Below are 20133 nucleotides of genomic sequence, written 5' to 3' on the forward strand. Positions count from 1 at the left end.
TATATTATATAGATCCTGGGTATAGTATGTCAATCGACAAGAGTTTTTTTGCAGCACAAATCAGAAAAAAGTCCTTGCATATTTTTGAATTTGTGTTATAGTAGTTATAGAACAAGTGAAAATACACCCAGGAGGAGGTTTGATTATGAATATTAATAAATTCACCCAGAAGTCTCTCCAGGCCGTTAATGACCTGGAGAAAATTGCGTATGAATATGGAAATCAGGAAATCGAGCAGGAACACCTGCTGTACAGTCTGCTGAACCAGGATGACAGCCTGATCTTAAAGCTGATTGAAAAGATGGAGATCAATAAGGAGCATTTCGCGGGAAATCTGGAAAATGCACTGAACAGACGGACAAAGGTGTCAGGCGGACAGGTCTATATCGGGCAGCATTTAAATAAAGTGCTGGTCAGCGCGGAGGATGAGGCAAAGGCCATGGGAGACGAATATGTCTCTGTGGAACATCTCTTTTTAGCTCTGCTGCGCTATCCCAATGAGGGGATAAAGGCATTGTTTAAAGAATATGGAATCACAAGGGAGCGGTTTCTGCAGGCACTGTCCACGGTGAGGGGAAATCAGAGAGTGACCACAGACAATCCGGAGGCCACCTATGACACCCTGAATAAATACGGGCAGGATCTGGTGGAAAAAGCCAGAAACCAGAAGCTGGACCCCGTGATCGGCAGGGATGCGGAGATCCGCAATGTAATCCGCATCCTCTCCAGGAAAACCAAGAATAACCCGGTGCTGATTGGTGAGCCGGGGGTGGGAAAAACCGCAGCTGTGGAAGGTCTGGCCCAGAGAATCGTCCGCGGGGATGTGCCGGAGGGCTTAAAGAATAAAAAGATTTTTGCACTGGATATGGGAGCCCTGGTAGCAGGCGCAAAGTACAGGGGAGAATTCGAGGAGCGTCTGAAGGCTGTTCTTGAGGAAGTGAAGAAGAGCGACGGAGAGATTATCCTCTTTATCGACGAACTGCATCTGATTGTGGGCGCGGGCAAGACAGACGGGGCCATGGATGCGGGGAATATGTTAAAGCCCATGCTGGCCAGAGGAGAGCTTCACTGTATCGGCGCCACCACTTTAGATGAATACCGTCAGTATATTGAGAAGGATGCTGCTCTGGAGCGCAGGTTCCAGCCTGTTATGGTGGATGAGCCTACAGTGGAGGATACCATCTCTATCCTGCGCGGACTGAAGGAACGGTATGAGGTCTACCACGGGGTGAAGATCACAGACGGGGCCCTGGTGGCGGCAGCCACTCTCTCCCACCGGTATATCTCGGATCGGTTTCTGCCGGACAAGGCCATTGATCTGGTGGACGAAGCCTGTGCCCTGATCAAGACAGAGCTGGACTCCATGCCCACGGAGCTGGATGAGCTTCAGCGCCGGATTATGCAGATAGAAATTGAGGAGGCTGCGCTGAAGAAGGAGACGGATAAGCTGAGTCAGGACAGGCTGGAAAACCTGCAGAAGGAGTTGGCGGAGTTGAGGGATGAGTTCAGCGCCCAGAAAGCCCAGTGGGATAATGAAAAGCATTCCGTGGAGAATCTATCCAAGCTGCGCGAGCAGATCGAAAATATGAATAAGGAGATTGAAAAGGCCCAACGGGACTATGACTTGAACCGGGCTGCTCAGTTGCAGTATGGAGAGCTTCCAAAGCTTCAGGGACAGCTGGCAATCGAAGAGGAGAAGGTGAAGAGCCAGGAGATGCATCTGGTGCATGAGAGTGTGACCGATGAGGAAATCGCCAGGATTATCTCCCGATGGACGGGGATTCCGGTGTCAAAGCTGACCGAGGGGGAGAGGAGTAAGATTCTCCACCTGGACGATGAGCTGCATAAGAGGGTAATTGGACAGGAGGACGGCGTGACAAAGGTGACGGACGCCATTCTCCGCTCCAAGGCAGGGATCAAGGACCCCACAAAACCCATCGGTTCCTTCCTGTTTCTGGGCCCGACAGGAGTGGGCAAGACAGAGCTTGCAAAAGCGCTGGCGATCAGCCTCTTTGATGATGAGCAGAACATGGTGCGTATTGACATGAGCGAGTACATGGAGAAGTACTCTGTGTCCAGACTGATTGGTGCGCCTCCGGGATATGTGGGATACGAGGAGGGCGGACAGCTGACCGAGGCGGTGCGCAGAAAGCCCTACTCAGTGGTGCTCTTTGACGAGATTGAGAAGGCACATCCGGACGTGTTTAATGTGCTTTTGCAGGTGCTGGACGACGGTCGCATTACGGACTCCCAGGGACGGACCGTGGATTTTAAAAATACCATTTTGATCATGACTTCCAATATAGGCTCTGCCTATCTGCTGGAGGGAATCCGGGACAATGGAGAGATCCGGGCGGAGGCGGAGGACATGGTGATGAATGATCTGCGCAGCCACTTCAGACCTGAATTTTTGAACCGTCTGGATGAGATCATTATGTTTAAGCCCCTGACCAAGGCCAATATCAGTGAAATCATCACACTGATGATGGCAGATCTGAACCGGCGGCTGGCGGACCAGGAGATCACTTTGGAGTTGACGGACGCGGCGAAAGATTATATCATAGAAGGCGGTTATGATCCCGTCTATGGAGCAAGGCCGCTAAAGCGTTTCCTTCAAAAGAACGTGGAGACACTTGCAGCAAAGCTGATTCTCTCCGGAGAAATCGGCGCGGAGGACACAATCGTCATCGACGTGTGTGACGGAAAGCTGACTGGAGCAAGGAGAGGAAAATGATACCCAAAGATCCAATGATCCTGCTCAGCTATGTAAATACACAGCTGAGGGACTACTATGAGTCACTGGAAGCCCTGTGTACCTGCAGGGGCTTGAACAAAAAGAAGCTGACAGAGCAGATGGCAGCCATTGATTATCATTACGACGAAAAAACGAACCAGTTTAAATGAGAAACAACCTAAGACGGTGTAGCTTCGGCTATGCCGTTTTTTTATATCATAGACTAACTATGTCAAGTGTTTTTTTGAAAGTTAGTTAAATATGTTTTTTTGAACCTTGATAATTGCATGACAAATAAAGCACCTATACAGCTGCTTTGAGAAGTATGTTATAAGAAAAAAATTACTTGCTGTATGCAGTATGATGTATTTCCATACTGTATAGAGTTCTGACCAGCTTCTTGGCTACATGAGATACTGCCACATTGTAGTGCTTTCCCTCAGAGAGTTTTTTCTGAAGAAACTCCTTGAACGTATTGTCCCATTTGCCAACATTTTTAGCGGCAGTAAAGAGTGCATACCGCAGGTATTTGGAACCTCGTTTCACCATTTTTGCATGAGTCGAAGTATATTGGCCTGATTGATAAATGGAGGGCTCCATTCCAGCAAAGGCAAGTATTTTTTCGGCCGATGAAAAATTAGAGAAATCACCAACTTCAGCATGGATCATAGCCGCAGTAATGTAGGAAATGCCAGGTATTGTAATGAATGGAGAATCACTTTCCTTGATGATATCCTTGATTCTTACTTCAACAATGCTGATTTGCTCTCGGAGGAGTCTGATACGGGCAATCGTCTGCTGCATTTCAAGCTTGAGTATTCCATCACTGGTTCCAATGGACTGCATTGCGGCATTGCGTATTTCAATAGCTTTCTCCCGGCCATAGTGTCCTTTGGAGTATTTCCGGAGAAGATTTGTAAGATGTGTCAGATTAGCATTTGAAACAGCAGCAGCATCAGGATATGCAGACATAAGCTGATACACAGAATTCACCTGTAATTGGTGAACAATCTTTTCTAACTCAGGAAAGATAATATTCATAAGTCTTGAAAAAGAGACTTTTAAGACAGAACAATCCTGCACCAGATTGAAACGGTATCTGGTTAGTGACTTGAGTTCTTTTCTATGGTATGATACAGGTACGTAGGGCGTAAGCTTCTGCGTCATAAGCATTGATACGATAGAGTGAACATCGGCCTTATCCGTCTTAGTCTTTCTAAAGCTTAGACTTTTTCTGTAAAGACTGGTATGTAACGGATTGATAATGAAAATAGGAAGATTTTTGTTAACGAGAAACTCTGTAATGTTGTTGCTATAATGACCGGTTGCTTCCAGCCCTATTTTCATTTGGGAGAAATTGTCAGAGCAGGATTGGATACGAGAAAAAAGTAATTCAAATCCCTCCAGAGAGTTAGAAAAGGTAAAGTTATCAAATAGAATATCACCATCAGAATTAGAGATAAGGCAGTCATGCTTATCTTTGGAAATATCGATACCAATGCAGATCATAGTAATGCTCCTTTGCAATGTATTGACACTGTATGGAGAACCCACAGAACTGCCTGCTATGTAGCCTCGTGCGAAATAAAACGTCATGCGTTATCTAACTGATTAACATTAAAGCAGACAACCGTGGTTAGAGCCTATGCTCAAACGTCAAAGCGTTAGGAAAGTTCAACTAATCCACAGTGTCTATAAACAGTATACTCATTCAAGAACAGAATGGGGAACTAATAATAATTTAACATACGAGGAAAGTCCTTCGGAATTCCCTATGATATAAAAAGCCCTCCGGGCGGGATCGCACTGCGGCGGAGTGGAAGATGGCTGCCGGGGCAGCCCCGCCGCAGGCGGAGAATCCCGCGAGCGGGATTCTTTTTCAATTACATGGCTACAGTCCTGTTTCTTCACATAAGACTTGACATCTGAAGAAAAATTATCGAAAATAGTACTAAAGAGGGAGGGGTTACACATGATAAAAAAAGAGATTAAGCACATCCTGTTTTCCATACTGTCAGCGGTGATGATGGCGGCAAATATCAACTCCTTTGTAAATGTAGCAGGTCTGTATCCAGGAGGGTTCAGCGGGGTTTCGCTGCTGGTGCAGAGGGCTGGTTCCAGCTTTTGGGGTGTGAACCTGCCCTATTCTGTGATAAGTTATGTCCTAAACTTTGTGGCCCTGCTGCTGAGCTACAAGTATCTGGGGAAAAAGTTTTTGGCGTACACCTGCCTTTCTGTAGTCCTGACAGGAGCTCTTACGGATATCATACCTGCTCTGCCCATCACAGACGATGTACTGCTGGCCAGTGTGTTCGGCGGCATCATCAACGGTGTGGCGGTCAGCTTAACTATGCTGAACAGAGGATCTACAGGTGGCCTGGATATTCTGGCAAACGTATATGGGCAGAGATACAATAAGGACCCGTTTAACTATGTACTTGCCACAAACTGTCTGATTCTGCTTGTGGCGGGACTGCTGTTTGGGTGGGACAAGGCCCTGTATTCTATACTGTTTCAGTATGCTTCTACCCAGATCATACATCTTCTCTATACCAGATTCCAGCAGCACACCTTGTTTATTGTCACCGAAAAGTATGAGGAGGTATATCAGGCAATCATGGCCTGCACAAATCACAGCGCCACAGTTCTGGACGGCACCGGATGCTATACAAATGAAGATAAAAAGATGATTTACTCCGTAGTCTCCAGCCAGGAAGTAAAGATGGTGCTGAATGAGATTAAGAAAGCGGATGAGAGTGCGTTTGTCAATATTATGAAAACACAGCAGGTGGACGGGCGTTTTATAGTGAAATAGAGTAACGATTCGACAGGTCTGCGCATTTACTGTGCTGACTGTAAGAAAATGATTGTGAAGGTACTGAACAGCTACAAAATTGAAAACAGAGCGAAATAAAATACTCCATGGAAAAGATTTGCGTTTCCGTGGAGTATTTTTGCAGAGGCAGCCGCTCAGTCAGCTTAATTGCCAAGAGGTTTGATCTTCATGCGGTAGATGCGCTTAAACAGAAGACTGGAAAGAAGTACGGATACGATCTCGGCTAAGGGGAAGGACCACCACACCGCGTGCAGCCCAAAGACCATGGCAAAAAGGTAAGCGATGGGCAGGAGGGTCACCAACTGGCGGGCAATGGAGATCCAAAGGCTGTACACGCCGTTTCCAAGCGCCTGGAATACGGAGCTCACGATAATACAGTATCCAGCAAAGGCAAAGCTCACACTGATAATGCGCAGTGCCGGGACACCGATGGAGAGCATGTCCGAAGAAGCGTTGAACAGCAGCAGAAGATCCTGAGGGATGAACTGAAAGAGTAGGACACCTACCAACATGATTCCCACCGCAAGGCAGATGCTGAGTTTAATGGTCTCTGTGATGCGCTTCTTATTTCTGGCCCCATAGTTGTAGGCAATGATAGGGATCATGCCATTGTTCAGGCCGAACACAGGCATGAACACGAAACTGTTCAGTTTGAAATACACCCCGAATACGGCAGCCGCTGTGGAGGAGAACATGAGCAGGATCTTATTGAAGCCAAAAGTCATCACAGACCCGATTGCCATCATGATAATAGAAGGTACACCCACCTGAAAGATTACCTTAATGGTTTTCATATGAGGCTTAAACTTACGGAAGGAGAGGGCGATATCGTGGTTCTTTCTGAGATTGAAGAAGATGGCCAGCAGCATGGCTACAATCTGGCCCGTTACCGTGGCGATGGCAGCGCCCGCTACTTCCAGGCGCGGCATGCCGAAAAGTCCAAAGATCAGGATCGGGTCCAGGATAATATTGATGATAGCCCCGGTTCCCTGGGTGATCATCGTGTAGAAGGTCTTGCCTGTGGACTGGAGCAGACGCTCAAAGCCGATCTGCAGAAAGGCGCCGAAGGAGCAGACGGTTATAAAAAACATATAGTCCTGCCCGTATTTTACAATCTCGGGATGCGAGGTCTGGCTGGCAAAAAATAAGTGGGAACAGGTTGCCCCGAAGAGGGCAAATAATACATAGAATACCAGCTCCAAAAAAATGCCATTTGTTGCGGAAAGATTTGCTGACTTTTGATTTTTCTCCCCCAGACTTCTGGAGAGCAGTGCGTTGATGCCCACAGCAGTTCCTGAGGCCACGGCAATCATCAGGTTTTGAATGGGAAAGGCCAGTGATACGGCTGTGAGGGCGGACTCGTTGATTCTGGATACAAAAATGCTGTCCACCACATTGTAGAGGGCCTGCACCAGCATGGAGAGCATCATGGGCAGGGACATAGAGATAAGTAGTTTAGGTATGGGCATGGTGCCCATTTTGTTTTCTTTTACAGTTGTTTGTTGATCCGACACGGAAATACCTCCTTTATTGTATTATGGACAATAACGACTATTGGTTACTGTTCACTCAGGTCTGAGCATATGCGCTCAGACTGTGGGAAAATGATTCAGGGGTGCATAAATCCCTTCGCCAGAGGTGACTTTGCATGGATTTATGCATGTTACTGTGAACGTGTGAACAGTAATGATTATTGTACGGTCTATCAATTTTATTGTCAATAGAATTTGTAATTTCTTGCAGTATATGCTAGACTGAATGTAACAGTTAGTACCCCAGAGCGTTGCGCGTGTTTGCGTGAGCGTTGCCGATGCCCGGGTGACGTTCGGGTAGTAACGCACGTAACAGATCTAACCCGTCTGAACTGTTGCGACCGAATACCAGAAAACGGGGAAGGATGGAAGAAATGAGAGAAAGTGAGAAGCTAAAAGGACATTTGATGGCACTGTTTTCTGTGCTGGTTTGGGGTACGACCTTTGTGTCCACCAAGACACTGCTGCAGGATTTTGATCCTGTGGTCATTTTATTCTTGCGTTTTGTGTTGGGATTTGTGGCACTGGCGGTGGCCTGTCCCCGCATACTCAAGACAAAGGGATGGAGGGAGGAACTCTGCTTTATGGGGGCAGGACTCTGCGGCGTGACCCTCTATTTTCTGTTTGAAAATATTGCCCTGACCTTTACCTTTGCATCCAATGTGGGGGTGATTGTGTCCATAGCCCCCATATTCACCGCGGTTTTAGCCCACTTTTTCCTGAAAGGGGAGAGATTAAGGACAACCTTTTTTATAGGTTTCGTGTTTGCGATCGGCGGAATTTTTCTGATCAGTTACAGCGGAGCCAGTGCCTTTGCGCTGAACCCTATGGGAGATATACTGGCTGTACTGGCTGCCTTTGTTTGGGCAATCTACTCGGTTATCATGAAGAAGGTGGGCAGCTTTGGGTATAACACCATTCAGACTACCAGGAGGACGTTTCTTTACGGGCTGGTGTTTATGATTCCGGTACTGCTGGTGTATGACCTGGACTGGAATCTGGAAAGGCTGATGCACCCGGTGGCGGCGCTTAACTTCCTTTTTTTGGGACTGGGAGCCTCCGCGCTCTGCTTTGCCACATGGAATGTGGCGGTGAAGGTCCTGGGCGCAGTCAAGACAAGCGTGTATATTTATCTGGTGCCTGTGGTGACCCTGATTTTTGCGGCCCTGGTTCTTAAAGAGCAGATCACAGGGCTGGCGGCCCTGGGGACGGGACTGACTCTGGCCGGGCTTGTGTTATCGGAGAGCAGGTTACATATTAAAAGGAGAGTAGCAGAGGAGCAGATGCCTTGAACGTAACGGTTCACGCGTGTCTGGAAACATGCATAAAGTCTGCGGGCGGTACTTGACAGGAAAGTTTTGTTATGTTAGCCTAAACCATAGAGAAACGCAGAGATGAAGAGAGTACATCTTTTGGAATATTACAGAGAATTCCCATAAGCTGAGAGGGAAGTAGGAAGGAAGATGGAAGATGGCTTCTGAGTGGTGCACCGAACTATGAGAAGGAAGCGAATACCTCGCTAAGTGCTATAGGAAACACCCTGCCACTAGGTTCGAAAAGACCTCACCAAGTGGACAGGGTGTGCATTCGCACTAAGCTCGAGAATACCTCGCTAAGTGCTCATAGCAGGCTGCAACAGGGTCCGCCTGTTATAGCGGGGGAGTGTTCATCCCACAGGGGTGCGCACTTGTGAAGGTCTGCTTTGTGAAAAGTGGATAAAGTGAAGTGGTAACGCGGGGAAATACTCGTCTTCTCAGGTATGGGAGGGCGTTTTTTTCGTGTTGGCGACAACCCAAAGTGTATAATGAGAAAGGAAGAGAATCATGGATAAGAAAAAGTTTTATATGACAACAGCCATTGCCTATACTTCAGGAAAACCGCATATCGGAAACACTTACGAGGTGGTTCTGGCGGACAGCATCGCCAGGTTTAAGAGACTGCAGGGGTATGACGTATTTTTCCAGACGGGAACGGATGAGCATGGACAGAAGATCGAGCTGAAGGCCGCAGAGGCAGGGATTACCCCTAAGGAATTTGTGGACAATGTGGCTGGGGAGATCAAGAGAATCTGGGATTTAATGAATACTTCGTATGATAAGTTTATACGGACCACGGATGACTGCCATGAAAAGCAGGTGCAGAAAATTTTCAAAAAACTGTATGACCAAGGGGATATCTACAAAGGGCACTATGAGGGGATGTACTGTACGCCCTGTGAGTCTTTCTTCACAGAGTCCCAGCTGGTGGACGGAAAATGTCCGGACTGTGGCAGAGAGGTGCAGCCGGCCAAGGAGGAGGCCTACTTCTTTAAAATGAGCAAGTATGCGGACCGCCTGATTGAACACATCAATTCGCACCCTGAGTTCATTCAGCCGGTCTCCAGAAAAAATGAGATGATGAACAACTTCCTTCTGCCCGGTCTCCAGGATCTGTGTGTTTCCCGTACCTCCTTTAAGTGGGGAATTCCGGTGGACTTTGATCCCAAACACGTGACGTACGTTTGGCTGGACGCCCTTACCAACTATATCACCGGAATCGGATACGACTGTGACGGGGAGAGCACAGAGCAGTTTAAAAAGGACTGGCCAGCGGACCTGCACCTGATCGGGAAAGACATTATTCGTTTCCATACCATCTATTGGCCCATCTTCCTGATGGCTCTGGACCTGCCTCTGCCGAAGCAGATCTTTGGGCATCCCTGGCTGCTGCAGGGGGACGGCAAGATGAGCAAGTCCAAGGGAAATGTGCTCTATGCGGATGAACTGGCAGACTTTTTCGGTGTGGATGCTGTGCGCTATTTCGTACTGCATGAGATGCCCTTTGAGAATGACGGTGTGATCTCCTGGGAGCTGATGGTTGAGCGCATGAACTCTGATTTGGCCAATACCCTTGGAAATTTGGTCAACAGGACCATCTCCATGTCAAACAAGTATTTTGACGGCGTGGTGGCTGACAAAGGGGTGGCTGAGCCTGTGGATGAGGAGTTGAAAGCCATTGTCTTAAAGACACCGGGAGAAGTGGCTGCAAAGATGGACGATCTGCGGGTTGCGGATGCCATCTCAGAGATCTTTATGCTCTTTAAACGCTGCAATAAATACATTGACGAGACCATGCCCTGGGCTCTGGCAAAAGATGAGGCGAAGAGAGACCGCCTGGCCACCGTGCTCTACAACCTGGTGGAGAGTATTTCCATAGGGGCTGCCCTTTTGGAGGCGTTTATGCCAGAGACCTCAGAGCGCATCCTGAACCAGTTGAATGCGAAAAAACGTTCCCTTGGGGATATGAAAGAGTATGGACTGTATGAGTCCGGAACACGGGTGACGGATAAACCCGAGATCCTTTTTGCGCGTCTGGATCTGGCGGAGGTGCTGGCAAAGGTGGAGGAGTTACACCCTGCAGAGGAAGCAGAAGAGGAGCAGGAGGAAACTGCCGGAATTGATATCGAGCCCAAGGAAGAGATCAGCTATGATGACTTTATGAAAATGCAGTTCCAGGTGGGGGAAATCATTGCCTGCGAGGAAGTGAAAAAGTCCAAAAAGCTGCTGTGCTCCCAGGTTCGCATCGGAAGCCAGGTAAAGCAGATTGTCTCCGGCATCAAGTCAAGTTACAGCGCCCAGGATATGGTGGGCAAGAAGGTTATGGTACTGGTAAACTTAAAGCCCGCCAAGCTGGCCGGGGTCCTGTCAGAAGGAATGATGCTCTGCGCAGAAGATGCGGACGGAAACTTATCTCTTATGGTTCCGGAAAAGGAAATGCCGTCAGGAGCGGAGATCTGCTAGGGATAATGAGACGTTATTGGGACGCAGGACCAAGAGCGGCAGGTGTTTTGGGAGGATGGAACAATGATATTTGACAGCCATGCCCATTACGATGATGAGGCATTTGATGAGGACAGGGAGGAGCTCCTGTCCGGGATGGCGGCAGCGGGCATTTCCCATATAGTGAATGTGGGGGCCAGCCTCAGCGGGGTGAAAGCCACCGTAAAGCTGGCCGAAAAGTATGACTTTATCTATAGCGCGGTGGGGATTCACCCCGACGAAGTGGGGGCACTGGACGAGGAAAAGCTGAGATGGCTTAGGGAATTGTGTTCCCTGGAAAAGACGGTGGCTGTGGGAGAGATCGGACTGGACTACTACTGGGATAAAGAGAGCCACGGCAGGCAGAAGGAATGGTTTGTAAGACAACTGGCCCTGGCAAAGGAAGTGAAGCTCCCTGTGGTAATCCACAGCCGGGAGGCCGCTAAGGACACTCTGGATATCATGAAAGCGGAGCACAGGGGAACCACGGGCGGTGTAATCCATTGCTTTTCCGGCTCCAGGGAGATGGCCAGGGAGTATCTGGACATGGGCTACTACATTGGCGTGGGAGGCGTGGTCACCTTTAAAAACGCCAGAGTCCTGAAGGAAGTGGTGGAGTACGCACCCCTGGACCGGATCTTGGCGGAGACGGACTGTCCCTATCTGGCCCCTGTGCCGTACCGCGGAAAGCGCAACTCATCCCTGATGATTCCCTATATTTTGGATGCCATTGCCCAGATCAAGGGAGTGAACAGGGAGGAAGCTGAGAGAGCCACCTGGGAGAACGCTATGAGGATGTACCGGTTGGTCTGAAAAGCGGTGCGCCGAGCGTATTTAATTCGAAAAGAAATTGAGGTAAGGATGGAAAAATTATCAAATCCGCAGAAAACGATAGAGATTATACAGAAATACCAGTTTGATTTCCAGAAGAAATTTGGGCAGAATTTTCTGATTGACGGTCATGTACTGGACAAGATCATTGCCTCGGCACAGATTAGCAAAGAGGACTTTGTGTTGGAGATCGGCCCCGGAATCGGGACAATGACCCAGTATCTGGCAGAGGCGGCCGGACGCGTGGTAGCGGTGGAGATTGACAAGGTGCTGATCCCCATACTAAAGGAGACGCTGGTTGACTATGAAAATGTAACAGTCATCAACCAGGATGTTCTGAAGCTGGATATTGGAAAGCTGGCCCGTGAGGAGAATGGGGGAAGACCCATCAAGGTGGTGGCGAATCTGCCCTACTATATTACTACGCCTATCATTATGGGGCTGTTTGAGAGCCATGTTCCCATAGACAGTATCACAGTTATGGTGCAAAAGGAGGTTGCAATGAGGATGCAGGCAGGACCGGGCTCCAAGGACTACGGAGCCCTGTCCCTGGCGGTCCAGTATTATGCCAAACCCTACATTGTGGCCAATGTGCCCCCCAATTGCTTTATGCCAAGGCCAAAGGTGGGGAGCGCAGTGATCCGGCTCACCAAGTATGAAGAACCCCCGGTGACCGTAAAGGATGAAAAGCTGCTGTTTCAGATTATACGGGCCTCTTTTAACCAGCGAAGAAAGACTCTGCAAAATGGGCTGAACAATTCACCGGAGATTCCAGCTGCGAAAGAGGAGATTGCGGGAGCTATTGCAGAGCTGGGAGTGCAGCCAAGCGTGCGAGGGGAGGCGCTTACCCTTGCGCAGTTTGCAAAATTGGCTGACTGTCTGGCTGCCAGGATCAAATAGGGTAGTTAGCTCACTTTTTTCTTCACAGAATCTTAAAGAGTTTTTGATAAATCTGTGGTATATTAAAGGAGAACCTGAGGCTTCTGAGGGAGAGGGCTTTGGGTGGAGGCAGAAAAAGTTAGCTGCCATATGATAGAAAAGGGGTGACACATATGGTAAATAAACAACATTTTGAGTTTCTATCCAATGATCACATCACATTGATCCATGCAGTGAAGTGGGTGCCTGAAGGGGAAGTAAAGGCAGTGCTTCAGATTTCACATGGAATGGTGGAGTTTGTGGAGCGGTACGATCTGTTTGCACAGTATTTAGCCGAGAGGGGTGTCCTGGTGGTGGGAAACGACCATCTGGGGCATGGAAGGTCTATCCGAAGCAAGGAGGATTACGGCTATTTTGCCAGTGAACATGGAAACATGGTTCTGATTAAGGACATTCACAGACTGCGAAAGATGATGCAGGAGCTCTACTCGGCAGCACCTTATTTTTTGCTGGGACACAGTATGGGGTCCTTTTTAACCAGGCAGTATATCTGCTGCTACGGCAGGGGGCTTAGCGGAGTCATCATTATGGGTACGGGATACCAGCCTAGGGCAGTGGTGAAGACAGGCATGATGCTGTGTGAAAGTCTGGCAAAGGTCTATGGCTGGAGACACCGGAGCAGACTGGTGGATGCCATGGCTTTTGGGGGCTACAACAGAGGAATGAGCCAGCCGCGCACAGACAGAGACTGGCTGACAAAGGATGAGAAGATTGTGGATGCCTATATTGCGGACGAGCGATGTCAGTTTATGTTCACATTAAATGCCTACTACAATATGTTCTTAGGTTTGTATAAGCTCACAAGCCCATCCTACCTGAAAAAGATGCCCAAAAAACTGCCAGTATTTTTTGTGGCAGGGGCAGACGACCCGGTGGGAAACTACGGGAAAAGTGTCATGAAAGTATACGGAGAGTTTAAGGATCTGGGTATGCGCGATGTAAAGTGCAGGCTTTATCCAGGAGACAGGCATGAGATACTGAATGAACTGGACAAAGACAAAGTTTTTGAGGAACTGTATAAATGGCTCTCGGAACACTTGGAGAGTGAGGAACAGACAGGAGGAAAATAGATGAAGAAAAACAGACTGATCGCAGTGGTTTTGGCATTGGCAACCTTTCTGACTTCAGGTATGACCGTATTGGCGGATCGGGTGGATGCTAAGCTGGATAAGCCTTTTATTTCTCTGGGGGCGGACCTAAACGCTGAAGAAAAAGCGCGGGTGCTGAATATACTGGGGGTCAAAGAAGAGGATTTAGGGCAGTATGATGTCCTTACTATCACCAACAGCGATGAGCATGAGTATCTGGATGAATATTTGGATGCCAGCGTGATCGGCACCAAAGCACTCTCATCCGTGCTGGTGGTAGGCAAAGAGTCCGGATACGGGATTCAGGTCAGTACCAACAATATTTCCTACTGCACTCCCGGCATGTATCAGAATGCATTGATTACCGCAGGGGTGGTGGACGCAGATGTGACTGTGGCCGGTCCCTACTCTATCTCAGGAACAGCCGCTCTGGTGGGAGCCATCAAGGCCTACGAGGCCATGACCGGGGAGGATGTCTCCAAAGAACAGCTGGATGCAGCAAACAATGAATTGGTTATCACTGGTGAAATTGTGGAGAGCGTGGGAGACGCCGAGAAGGTGGAGCAGTTGATTGCCCTTGTGAAGCAGAAAGTGGTTGAAGGGGGAATCAGCAGTGAGGAGGATATCCTGAATCTGGTGGATCAGGCTTCAGAGGAGCTGGAGGTACAGCTCTCCGATGAGGACAGGGCCAAGATTGCCAGTCTGATGGAGAAGATTGACGGCTTAAACCTGAATGTGGATGCCATCAAGGAACAGGCGAAGGAGCTGTATGACAAGCTGGATCAGCTGGATTTCCATTTTGACAAAGAGAGCGTGGGGAATTTCTTTACGAAGATCATTGATGCCATTGTAGGCTTTTTCCAGAATTTGTTCGGATAAAATATCGGCTAATTGAGAAGAGGGTGTAGAAAATCATCAAAATAGATGATTTTCTACACCCTCTTTTTTTGATTTTTTCCGCAGAAAAAGAGCTGCTGCTCCAGTAAATTATTTATCTGCTTTTGCAACAGCCCCTATTGATATATTCAGTGTTCACTGCTGTCCGATGATCCTTCCATAAGGGAATCCTCCTCCTGGGGTATGTAGTGATCAAAGATCCGTACAAACATCAGAGAATTAAGGAAGGCGATCAGGGAGAAGCCCACCATGATCCAGACAATCAAGCCATAGGCAAGCACAATGGGAATCGTAAGGGTGGCAATCGCGGGGGCGAAACCAACCAGGAGAATCACAATGGTGAAAGGCAGATGGCGGATGGACATCAGCATGGCATTTTTAAAGGTATTCTTTATAGTATTGTCAAACTTAGCCAGAAGCGGAAAGATATAGGAGAGCACCATAGCATAGATCAAAGCGACCATATAAAGCCCGTAGGTAACCACCTTGAGAAGTCCTGTACTTTCCACCTGCTGGACAATGCGAAAATCCATACCCAGCAGCAGACCGGCTACAAGCAGGATTAGCCAGATAATAGTTGCCTGTTTAAAATTTTCGCGGAAGGATTTGAAAAAGCTTTTTACTATGTAGGATTCCTCATTGCGCGCCATCTTCATTGTCACATAATTCATAGCAGTCACGGAAGCGCCAATGGTTACGATGGGAATACAGCAGACGATAAATACCACATTCAGAATGATCAGGTCTGCCACCCTGCTCATAAAGGTGAAAAATTTGTTATCCATGTTGAATATCCGGCCCATACCTGTACCTCATTTCTATTATTATCAGAATAATTATAGCGGATTGGGATGTAAAAAGCAAATAAAGAAATCATAAAAAGGGAAATTCGTGTAATATTGAGTAATGTAAAAATTCAGAAGGGGGAGGTCTGTTACTTGCGTTGCCACCCGGGTGACTGTGTTCTGGAACATAGAAATTCCCTAGAGCTTGTTTGGAGATCGCCTGAGTGGCACCATCTCCCGCCTACGGGAAACAGCTTCCACCGGCGCAGGGCTATCCTTCGTGGACAATTAGCGTGCGCTTTTAATGTAGATGAAATCCTCTGCTTACGGAAACTTAGGGACGAAGGAGCTCCTGAGTCCCTTAGTTGTAGTTAGCAGATAGTTCATCGGAATGTTGCACGCGTCCACGAAGGATAGCCCTGCGCCGGTGGAAGCGTCCCCCTCATCCAATAACGGACCAAACCTGTCTAAACGGTTACTATATTGAATGTTGGGACGGATTCGTGTATAATCAATGTACATGCCCAAAGGTTGGACAGGGTAAATTGTACAGAAGGAGATTTTTTATGGAGATGGATGAAAGGAAGAGACGGAAGATCAGAAATGGAATTACAGCGGTGTCCCTGGTGCTTTTGGCAGGGGTTGCGGTGTTTCTGTTTCTCTCAGCCAAACAGCAGAGTGTGAACCAGGGGGCTTTTATGGGAATAATCATTGGTTTTTTGGTCGTATACTGGATTCTGCTGGATATTGTAGAGCCAAGGCTGCTGCATGAGCTGGACGACATCACACCGGAGAGAAAGAGCGCGTATTACAAGTATATTTTTATGGATGCAGTGGGATATGCAGGCCTGGCCTTTTTTGTCCTGAGTCTGGGCGAAAAGGGAAGCATGGGAATACTGGGGGCAGTGGTTTATGTAATGGCAGTCAGCATGAAACGCAAGGCAAAGGATGAGTTTTTAGGATATGTGCCTGAGAGTGAGCAGGAGGAAGACATCCAGGAGGAGCAGGCCATAGATCAGGAACAAGGGACGGACATGGAGTTTCTGGAAGAGAGGCCGGAAGCACAGATCGAAGAAGAGGAGCAGCAAACCGGTCAGGAGATGCAAACTGAGTACAGAGATAACGGAGACGAAAAACCTGAGGAGTGAGCATAATAAAGAATGGGAATGCGTATAATGGATTAACATCTTTTAGGGTGGCATTTTTTTGAAGTGGAGAAAAGCGATAGGATTCATTATAGCGGCAGTCTTATTATTGGGATGGGGGCACGCGGCAGCGAGTCAGGCAGCCTGGGCGGACATACAGGAAGTAAAGCCCAAAATTGCCTTGACTTTTGACGACGGCCCCCATCCTATATATACGCCAAAGCTACTGGATGGGCTGAAGGAGAGAAAGGTAAAAGCGACCTTTTTCGTGGTGGGCAAGAATATTGTGGGAAATGAAGAGATCATAAAACGTATGGATCAGGAGGGACATCTGATCGGGAATCATACCTATGATCATGTGAAGATCACAGCTCTCAAGCCGGAAGCGGCCTGCGAACAGATCGTCAAGACCAGCAGTCTGGTAAAAGAAATCACAGGGAAGGATACAGAGTACATACGGCCTCCCTTTGGGGAGTGGGATAAATCGCTGGAGTGCGGGATCAATCTGTTTCCGGTGCTCTGGAGTATAGATCCCCTTGACTGGACCACAAAAAATACGGACCAGGTGGTAAACAAAGTAGTGGAGGAAGCGGAGGAAGACGCAATTATCCTGTTACACGATTACTATGATTCCTCTGTGGAGGCGGCTCTGCGTATAGTGGATATACTGCAGGCAGAGGGATATGAATTTGTCACTGTGGATAAACTGATTTTAGAATAGAAGGAATGTACGATGGATTTATTTGATTATATGAGAAGCAATTCAATGGAGAAAGAAGCCCCCTTAGCATCCAGGATGCGTCCCAGGACCCTGGATGAAGTAGTGGGGCAGCAGCATATCATAGGCAGGGACAAACTGCTCTATCGGGCAATTAAAGCGGACAAGCTCAGTTCTATTTTTTTTTACGGCCCTCCGGGAACCGGAAAAACTACCCTGGCCAAGGTGATCGCAAACACTACCAGCGCCATTTTTACACAGATCAATGCCACAGCGGCGGGCAAGAAGGATATGGAGGAAGTGGTGAAGCAGGCTAAAGACAATATGGGGATGTACGAAAAACGGACAATCCTCTTTGTGGATGAGATACACCGATTCAATAAAGGGCAGCAGGATTACCTTCTCCCCTTTGTGGAGGACGGAACCCTGATCCTGATCGGAGCCACCACGGAAAATCCTTATTTTGAGGTCAACAGTGCTCTTATCTCCAGATCTATTGTCTTTGAATTGAAGTCGTTGGAAAAAGCGGATATCCGGCAGCTCATAGAGCGGGCTGTGTATGACAGAGAGAGAGGGATGGGGGCATACAATGCTGTCATTGACCCGGAGGCAGAAGAGTTTCTGGCTGACATCGCAGGCGGGGATGCCAGAGCGGCTCTAAATGCAGTGGAACTGGGCGTTCTCACTACCCAGCCAGGAGGGGACGGAAAGATTCATCTGACACTGGAGGTGGCCTCGGAGTGTATTCAGAAGAGAGTGGTCCGCTATGATAAGACAGGGGACAACCACTATGACACCATTTCCGCTTTTATCAAGAGTATGCGGGGATCAGACCCGGACGCGGCTGTGTACTATCTGGCCAGGATGCTCTATGCGGGAGAGAGTGTCACCTTTATCGCGCGCAGGATCATGATCTGCGCCTCGGAGGATGTGGGTAATGCAGATCCTCAGGCTTTGCAGGTAGCCGTGGCGGCCGCGCAGGCCGTAGAGCGGGTGGGGATGCCTGAGGCCCAGTTGATTCTGGCCCAGGCAGTCTTGTACGTGGCTACTGCGCCCAAGAGCAACTCCGCCACCAATGCCATCTTTGCTGCAACAGAGGCGGTTAAGCGCACAAAGGCAACTGTGCCTGTGCATCTCATGGATTCCCACTATAAAGGAGCATCCAGGCTGGGCCATGGTGTTGGATATGAATATGCACACAACTGCCCCAGGCACTTTTCCAGACAGAGATATCTGCCTGAAGAGCTGGAGGATGAGAAATTTTATGAACCCAGTGAAAATGGGTATGAGAGGACCATCGCAGAATACCTGAGATGGATCACATCAGCTCCTTCATGAGATACGCGTAAATTTCCTGGCATTTGTCCTTCCAGTGGTCGCAGATGGCCACTGCCTGTTCTTTGGCCGGGACCGTGAGCGTTAGTTCAATCAGATCGGAATGCTTTTCCTTTACGCGGCACTGGACAGCATACTCGCCGTCCGTATTTTTGTAGTAGTCAGCCACTACGGACACTTCATTGCGCAGCCGAAAGCGATTCTTTTTCAAATAGCGGTTGATATCATCCAGGATGGGCTGGGAGATCTTGTTTTCAAAGTACTCCAGTGTCTCGATGCCGGAGTCGGTGATGTGGTACTGGGAGGTATTGCGCACCGTCTCCGCACGGATCAGCTCAGATTCCTTCAGCTCAGAGATCGCCTGCTGCAGTGTAAAATAAGTGGTGTATCCCTGCTCCAGTATAAAGTCAGAAAGTTGACCATTGGTGAGAGGAAAATTCACTTTCTTGAGCATGTACAAAATGATCAGCTTGTATAAAGTAAGGGGTTCAGCCATAATTACTCCTTTCCCGGGCGTAAAGACGGCCCTGCCAGGTGTTTCGGATTTTCATTTCACGGTGAATCTGGTTTAAAACGGATCGCTTGTTTGTGCTCCAGAGGGGGGCGGTCAGCAGATCCTTAGGCCCGTCCCCTGTGAGGCGGTGGACGGTGATTTCCGGGGAGAGCTGTTCCAGGCAGGCGATCACCAGATCCACATACTCATCCTGCTCCATGATATGAAAACCGGTGGAAGCATAGTAGTCCGCCAGGTCAGTTCCCTCCAGAACGTGGAGCAGCTGAAGCTTTACGCCCTGAATATCCATGCGGTTCAAATAGCGCATGGTTGCAAGTATATCCTCCCTGGACTCACCGGGGAGCCCCAGAATCGTGTGGACCACCACATCCAGTCCCTTAGAGCGCAGTCCGTGGACAGCCTCATCGAAGCAGGAGAGGGGATATCCTCTGCGTATCAGAGCAGCGGTCTCTTCGTGGATCGTCTGCAGGCCCAATTCCACACTCACCGGTTTAAAACAGTTCAGTTCAAAAAGCAGCTCCAAAACCTCCCGGGGAAGGCAGTCCGGCCTGGTTCCCACAGAGAGGCCCACCACATCCGGATGAGACAGGGCTTCTGTGAAAAGAACGCGCAGGTACTCAGGTGGAGCATAGGTGTTCGTATAAGCCTGAAAATACGCAATAAAACGGCGGGCTGGGAACTTTTTTTGTATCCCGGTCTTCTGCGTTTCAATCTGGTCCGTGATGGAGAGGGAGGCATCCCCGGCAAAGTCACCGGAGCCCCCTGCACTACAGAAGATACACCCGCGGGAATCCAGAGTTCCGTCCCGGTTGGGACAGGTCATGCCCCCGTTGAGGGAGACTTTGTAAATTTTTTCGCCATACTGCTTCCTCAACTGATAATCCAGGGAACGGTATGGCTTTTCGCCCCATAACATGTCTGTTTACACCCCATTCATAATGATTTTTGTTTCAATCTACGCTCGGTAATTTAACAGGATACG

Annotated in this window: 17 protein-coding genes; 12 read left to right on the forward strand and 5 right to left on the reverse strand. The window is 48.6% G+C overall.

The features are described from left to right. Positions 1-145 precede the first annotated feature (145 nt). The gene (gene clpB, locus AC0THY_RS07200) at positions 146-2734 is read left to right on the forward strand and encodes an ATP-dependent chaperone ClpB (RefSeq protein WP_489993761.1); all 2589 of its coding nucleotides are present in this window, start codon (positions 146-148) and stop codon (positions 2732-2734) included. Further along, positions 2731-2904, forward strand: a complete 174-nt coding sequence (locus AC0THY_RS07205) for a DUF4250 domain-containing protein (protein WP_489993762.1) — start codon at positions 2731-2733, stop codon at positions 2902-2904. The genes clpB and AC0THY_RS07205 overlap by 4 nt, the downstream gene beginning before the upstream one ends. 172 nt (positions 2905-3076) lie before the next feature. Here AC0THY_RS07205 and AC0THY_RS07210 read toward each other — a convergent pair whose 3' ends face one another. Continuing rightward, positions 3077-4243, reverse strand: coding sequence for an IS110 family RNA-guided transposase (locus AC0THY_RS07210; protein ID WP_489992258.1), 1167 nt, complete (start codon positions 4241-4243; stop codon positions 3077-3079). 463 nt (positions 4244-4706) lie between these two features. Here AC0THY_RS07210 and AC0THY_RS07215 point away from each other — a divergent pair, with 463 nt between their 5' ends. After that, the gene (locus AC0THY_RS07215; RefSeq protein WP_489993763.1) at positions 4707-5549 is read left to right on the forward strand and encodes a YitT family protein; all 843 of its coding nucleotides are present in this window, start codon (positions 4707-4709) and stop codon (positions 5547-5549) included. 164 nt (positions 5550-5713) lie between these two features. Here AC0THY_RS07215 and AC0THY_RS07220 read toward each other — a convergent pair whose 3' ends face one another. Further along, the gene (locus AC0THY_RS07220) at positions 5714-7048 is read right to left on the reverse strand and encodes an MATE family efflux transporter (protein ID WP_489994154.1); all 1335 of its coding nucleotides are present in this window, start codon (positions 7046-7048) and stop codon (positions 5714-5716) included. A gap of 428 nt (positions 7049-7476) precedes the next feature. Between AC0THY_RS07220 and AC0THY_RS07225 the strand changes: the two genes are divergently transcribed. The 6 genes from AC0THY_RS07225 (at position 7477) to AC0THY_RS07250 (ending at position 14636) form a co-directional block, all read left to right on the forward strand. Further along, entirely contained in the window at positions 7477-8394 is a 918-nt protein-coding gene (locus tag AC0THY_RS07225) for a DMT family transporter (protein WP_489993764.1), read from the forward strand. A gap of 531 nt (positions 8395-8925) precedes the next feature. After that, positions 8926-10881: a methionine--tRNA ligase gene (gene metG / locus AC0THY_RS07230; RefSeq protein ID WP_489993765.1), complete on the forward strand. Its 1956-nt coding sequence runs from the start codon at positions 8926-8928 to the stop codon at positions 10879-10881. A 63-nt stretch (positions 10882-10944) separates the two neighbouring features. After that, positions 10945-11712 carry a TatD family hydrolase gene (locus AC0THY_RS07235; protein ID WP_489993766.1) on the forward strand — a complete coding sequence of 256 codons (768 nt, stop codon included), beginning with the start codon at positions 10945-10947 and terminating at the stop codon, positions 11710-11712. A 48-nt stretch (positions 11713-11760) separates the two neighbouring features. Continuing rightward, positions 11761-12630, forward strand: coding sequence for a 16S rRNA (adenine(1518)-N(6)/adenine(1519)-N(6))-dimethyltransferase RsmA (gene rsmA, locus AC0THY_RS07240; RefSeq protein WP_489993767.1), 870 nt, complete (start codon positions 11761-11763; stop codon positions 12628-12630). A 152-nt stretch (positions 12631-12782) separates the two neighbouring features. Beyond that, on the forward strand, positions 12783-13739 hold the full coding sequence (locus tag AC0THY_RS07245) for an alpha/beta fold hydrolase (protein ID WP_489993768.1): 957 nt from the start codon (positions 12783-12785) through the stop codon (positions 13737-13739). Further along, positions 13740-14636: a DUF1002 domain-containing protein gene (locus AC0THY_RS07250; protein ID WP_489993769.1), complete on the forward strand. Its 897-nt coding sequence runs from the start codon at positions 13740-13742 to the stop codon at positions 14634-14636. 146 nt (positions 14637-14782) lie between these two features. On the opposite strand, the gene AC0THY_RS07255 is transcribed toward AC0THY_RS07250, so the two are convergent. Next, complete coding sequence (locus AC0THY_RS07255) at positions 14783-15439, reverse strand: YesL family protein (RefSeq protein ID WP_489993770.1); 657 nt, start codon at positions 15437-15439, stop codon at positions 14783-14785. A 566-nt stretch (positions 15440-16005) separates the two neighbouring features. Between AC0THY_RS07255 and AC0THY_RS07260 the strand changes: the two genes are divergently transcribed. The 3 genes from AC0THY_RS07260 to AC0THY_RS07270 are packed head-to-tail and all read left to right on the forward strand — an operon-like array spanning position 16006 to position 18640. Next, the gene (locus AC0THY_RS07260) at positions 16006-16587 is read left to right on the forward strand and encodes a hypothetical protein (RefSeq protein ID WP_489993771.1); all 582 of its coding nucleotides are present in this window, start codon (positions 16006-16008) and stop codon (positions 16585-16587) included. Positions 16588-16645: 58 nt separating this feature from the next. Continuing rightward, complete coding sequence (locus tag AC0THY_RS07265; protein WP_489993772.1) at positions 16646-17305, forward strand: polysaccharide deacetylase family protein; 660 nt, start codon at positions 16646-16648, stop codon at positions 17303-17305. 12 nt (positions 17306-17317) lie between these two features. Then, entirely contained in the window at positions 17318-18640 is a 1323-nt protein-coding gene (locus AC0THY_RS07270) for a replication-associated recombination protein A (protein WP_489993773.1), read from the forward strand. Here the strand turns inward: AC0THY_RS07270 and AC0THY_RS07275 are convergent. Both AC0THY_RS07275 and mnmL read right to left on the reverse strand, forming a co-directional pair. Further along, positions 18621-19133 carry a DUF4364 family protein gene (locus AC0THY_RS07275; protein ID WP_489993774.1) on the reverse strand — a complete coding sequence of 171 codons (513 nt, stop codon included), beginning with the start codon at positions 19131-19133 and terminating at the stop codon, positions 18621-18623. The genes AC0THY_RS07270 and AC0THY_RS07275 overlap by 20 nt on opposite strands. Continuing rightward, on the reverse strand, positions 19126-20067 hold the full coding sequence (mnmL, locus tag AC0THY_RS07280) for a tRNA modification radical SAM protein MnmL/YtqA (protein ID WP_489993775.1): 942 nt from the start codon (positions 20065-20067) through the stop codon (positions 19126-19128). Before mnmL ends, AC0THY_RS07275 begins: the two co-directional genes overlap by 8 nt. Positions 20068-20133 lie beyond the last annotated feature (66 nt).

The sequence above is a fragment of the Ruminococcus sp. 8Y-12 genome (assembly GCF_058119865.1).

Bases quoted from the DNA above. Each gene is read 5' to 3' on its own strand.
- AC0THY_RS07205 (WP_489993762.1), top strand. From the start codon at position 2,731: ATGATACCCAAAGATCCAATGATCCTGCTCAGCTATGTAAATACACAG.
- AC0THY_RS07260 (WP_489993771.1), top strand. From the start codon at position 16,006: ATGGAGATGGATGAAAGGAAGAGACGGAAGATCAGAAATGGAATTACA.
- AC0THY_RS07220 (WP_489994154.1), bottom strand. From the start codon at position 7,048: ATGGGCACCATGCCCATACCTAAACTACTTATCTCTATGTCCCTGCCC.
- mnmL (WP_489993775.1), bottom strand. From the start codon at position 20,067: ATGTTATGGGGCGAAAAGCCATACCGTTCCCTGGATTATCAGTTGAGG.
- rsmA (WP_489993767.1), top strand. From the start codon at position 11,761: ATGGAAAAATTATCAAATCCGCAGAAAACGATAGAGATTATACAGAAA.
- AC0THY_RS07250 (WP_489993769.1), top strand. From the start codon at position 13,740: ATGAAGAAAAACAGACTGATCGCAGTGGTTTTGGCATTGGCAACCTTT.
- AC0THY_RS07215 (WP_489993763.1), top strand. From the start codon at position 4,707: ATGATAAAAAAAGAGATTAAGCACATCCTGTTTTCCATACTGTCAGCG.
- AC0THY_RS07210 (WP_489992258.1), bottom strand. From the start codon at position 4,243: ATGATCTGCATTGGTATCGATATTTCCAAAGATAAGCATGACTGCCTT.
- AC0THY_RS07255 (WP_489993770.1), bottom strand. From the start codon at position 15,439: ATGGATAACAAATTTTTCACCTTTATGAGCAGGGTGGCAGACCTGATC.
- metG (WP_489993765.1), top strand. From the start codon at position 8,926: ATGGATAAGAAAAAGTTTTATATGACAACAGCCATTGCCTATACTTCA.
- clpB (WP_489993761.1), top strand. From the start codon at position 146: ATGAATATTAATAAATTCACCCAGAAGTCTCTCCAGGCCGTTAATGAC.
- AC0THY_RS07275 (WP_489993774.1), bottom strand. From the start codon at position 19,133: ATGGCTGAACCCCTTACTTTATACAAGCTGATCATTTTGTACATGCTC.
- AC0THY_RS07245 (WP_489993768.1), top strand. From the start codon at position 12,783: ATGGTAAATAAACAACATTTTGAGTTTCTATCCAATGATCACATCACA.
- AC0THY_RS07225 (WP_489993764.1), top strand. From the start codon at position 7,477: ATGAGAGAAAGTGAGAAGCTAAAAGGACATTTGATGGCACTGTTTTCT.
- AC0THY_RS07270 (WP_489993773.1), top strand. From the start codon at position 17,318: ATGGATTTATTTGATTATATGAGAAGCAATTCAATGGAGAAAGAAGCC.
- AC0THY_RS07235 (WP_489993766.1), top strand. From the start codon at position 10,945: ATGATATTTGACAGCCATGCCCATTACGATGATGAGGCATTTGATGAG.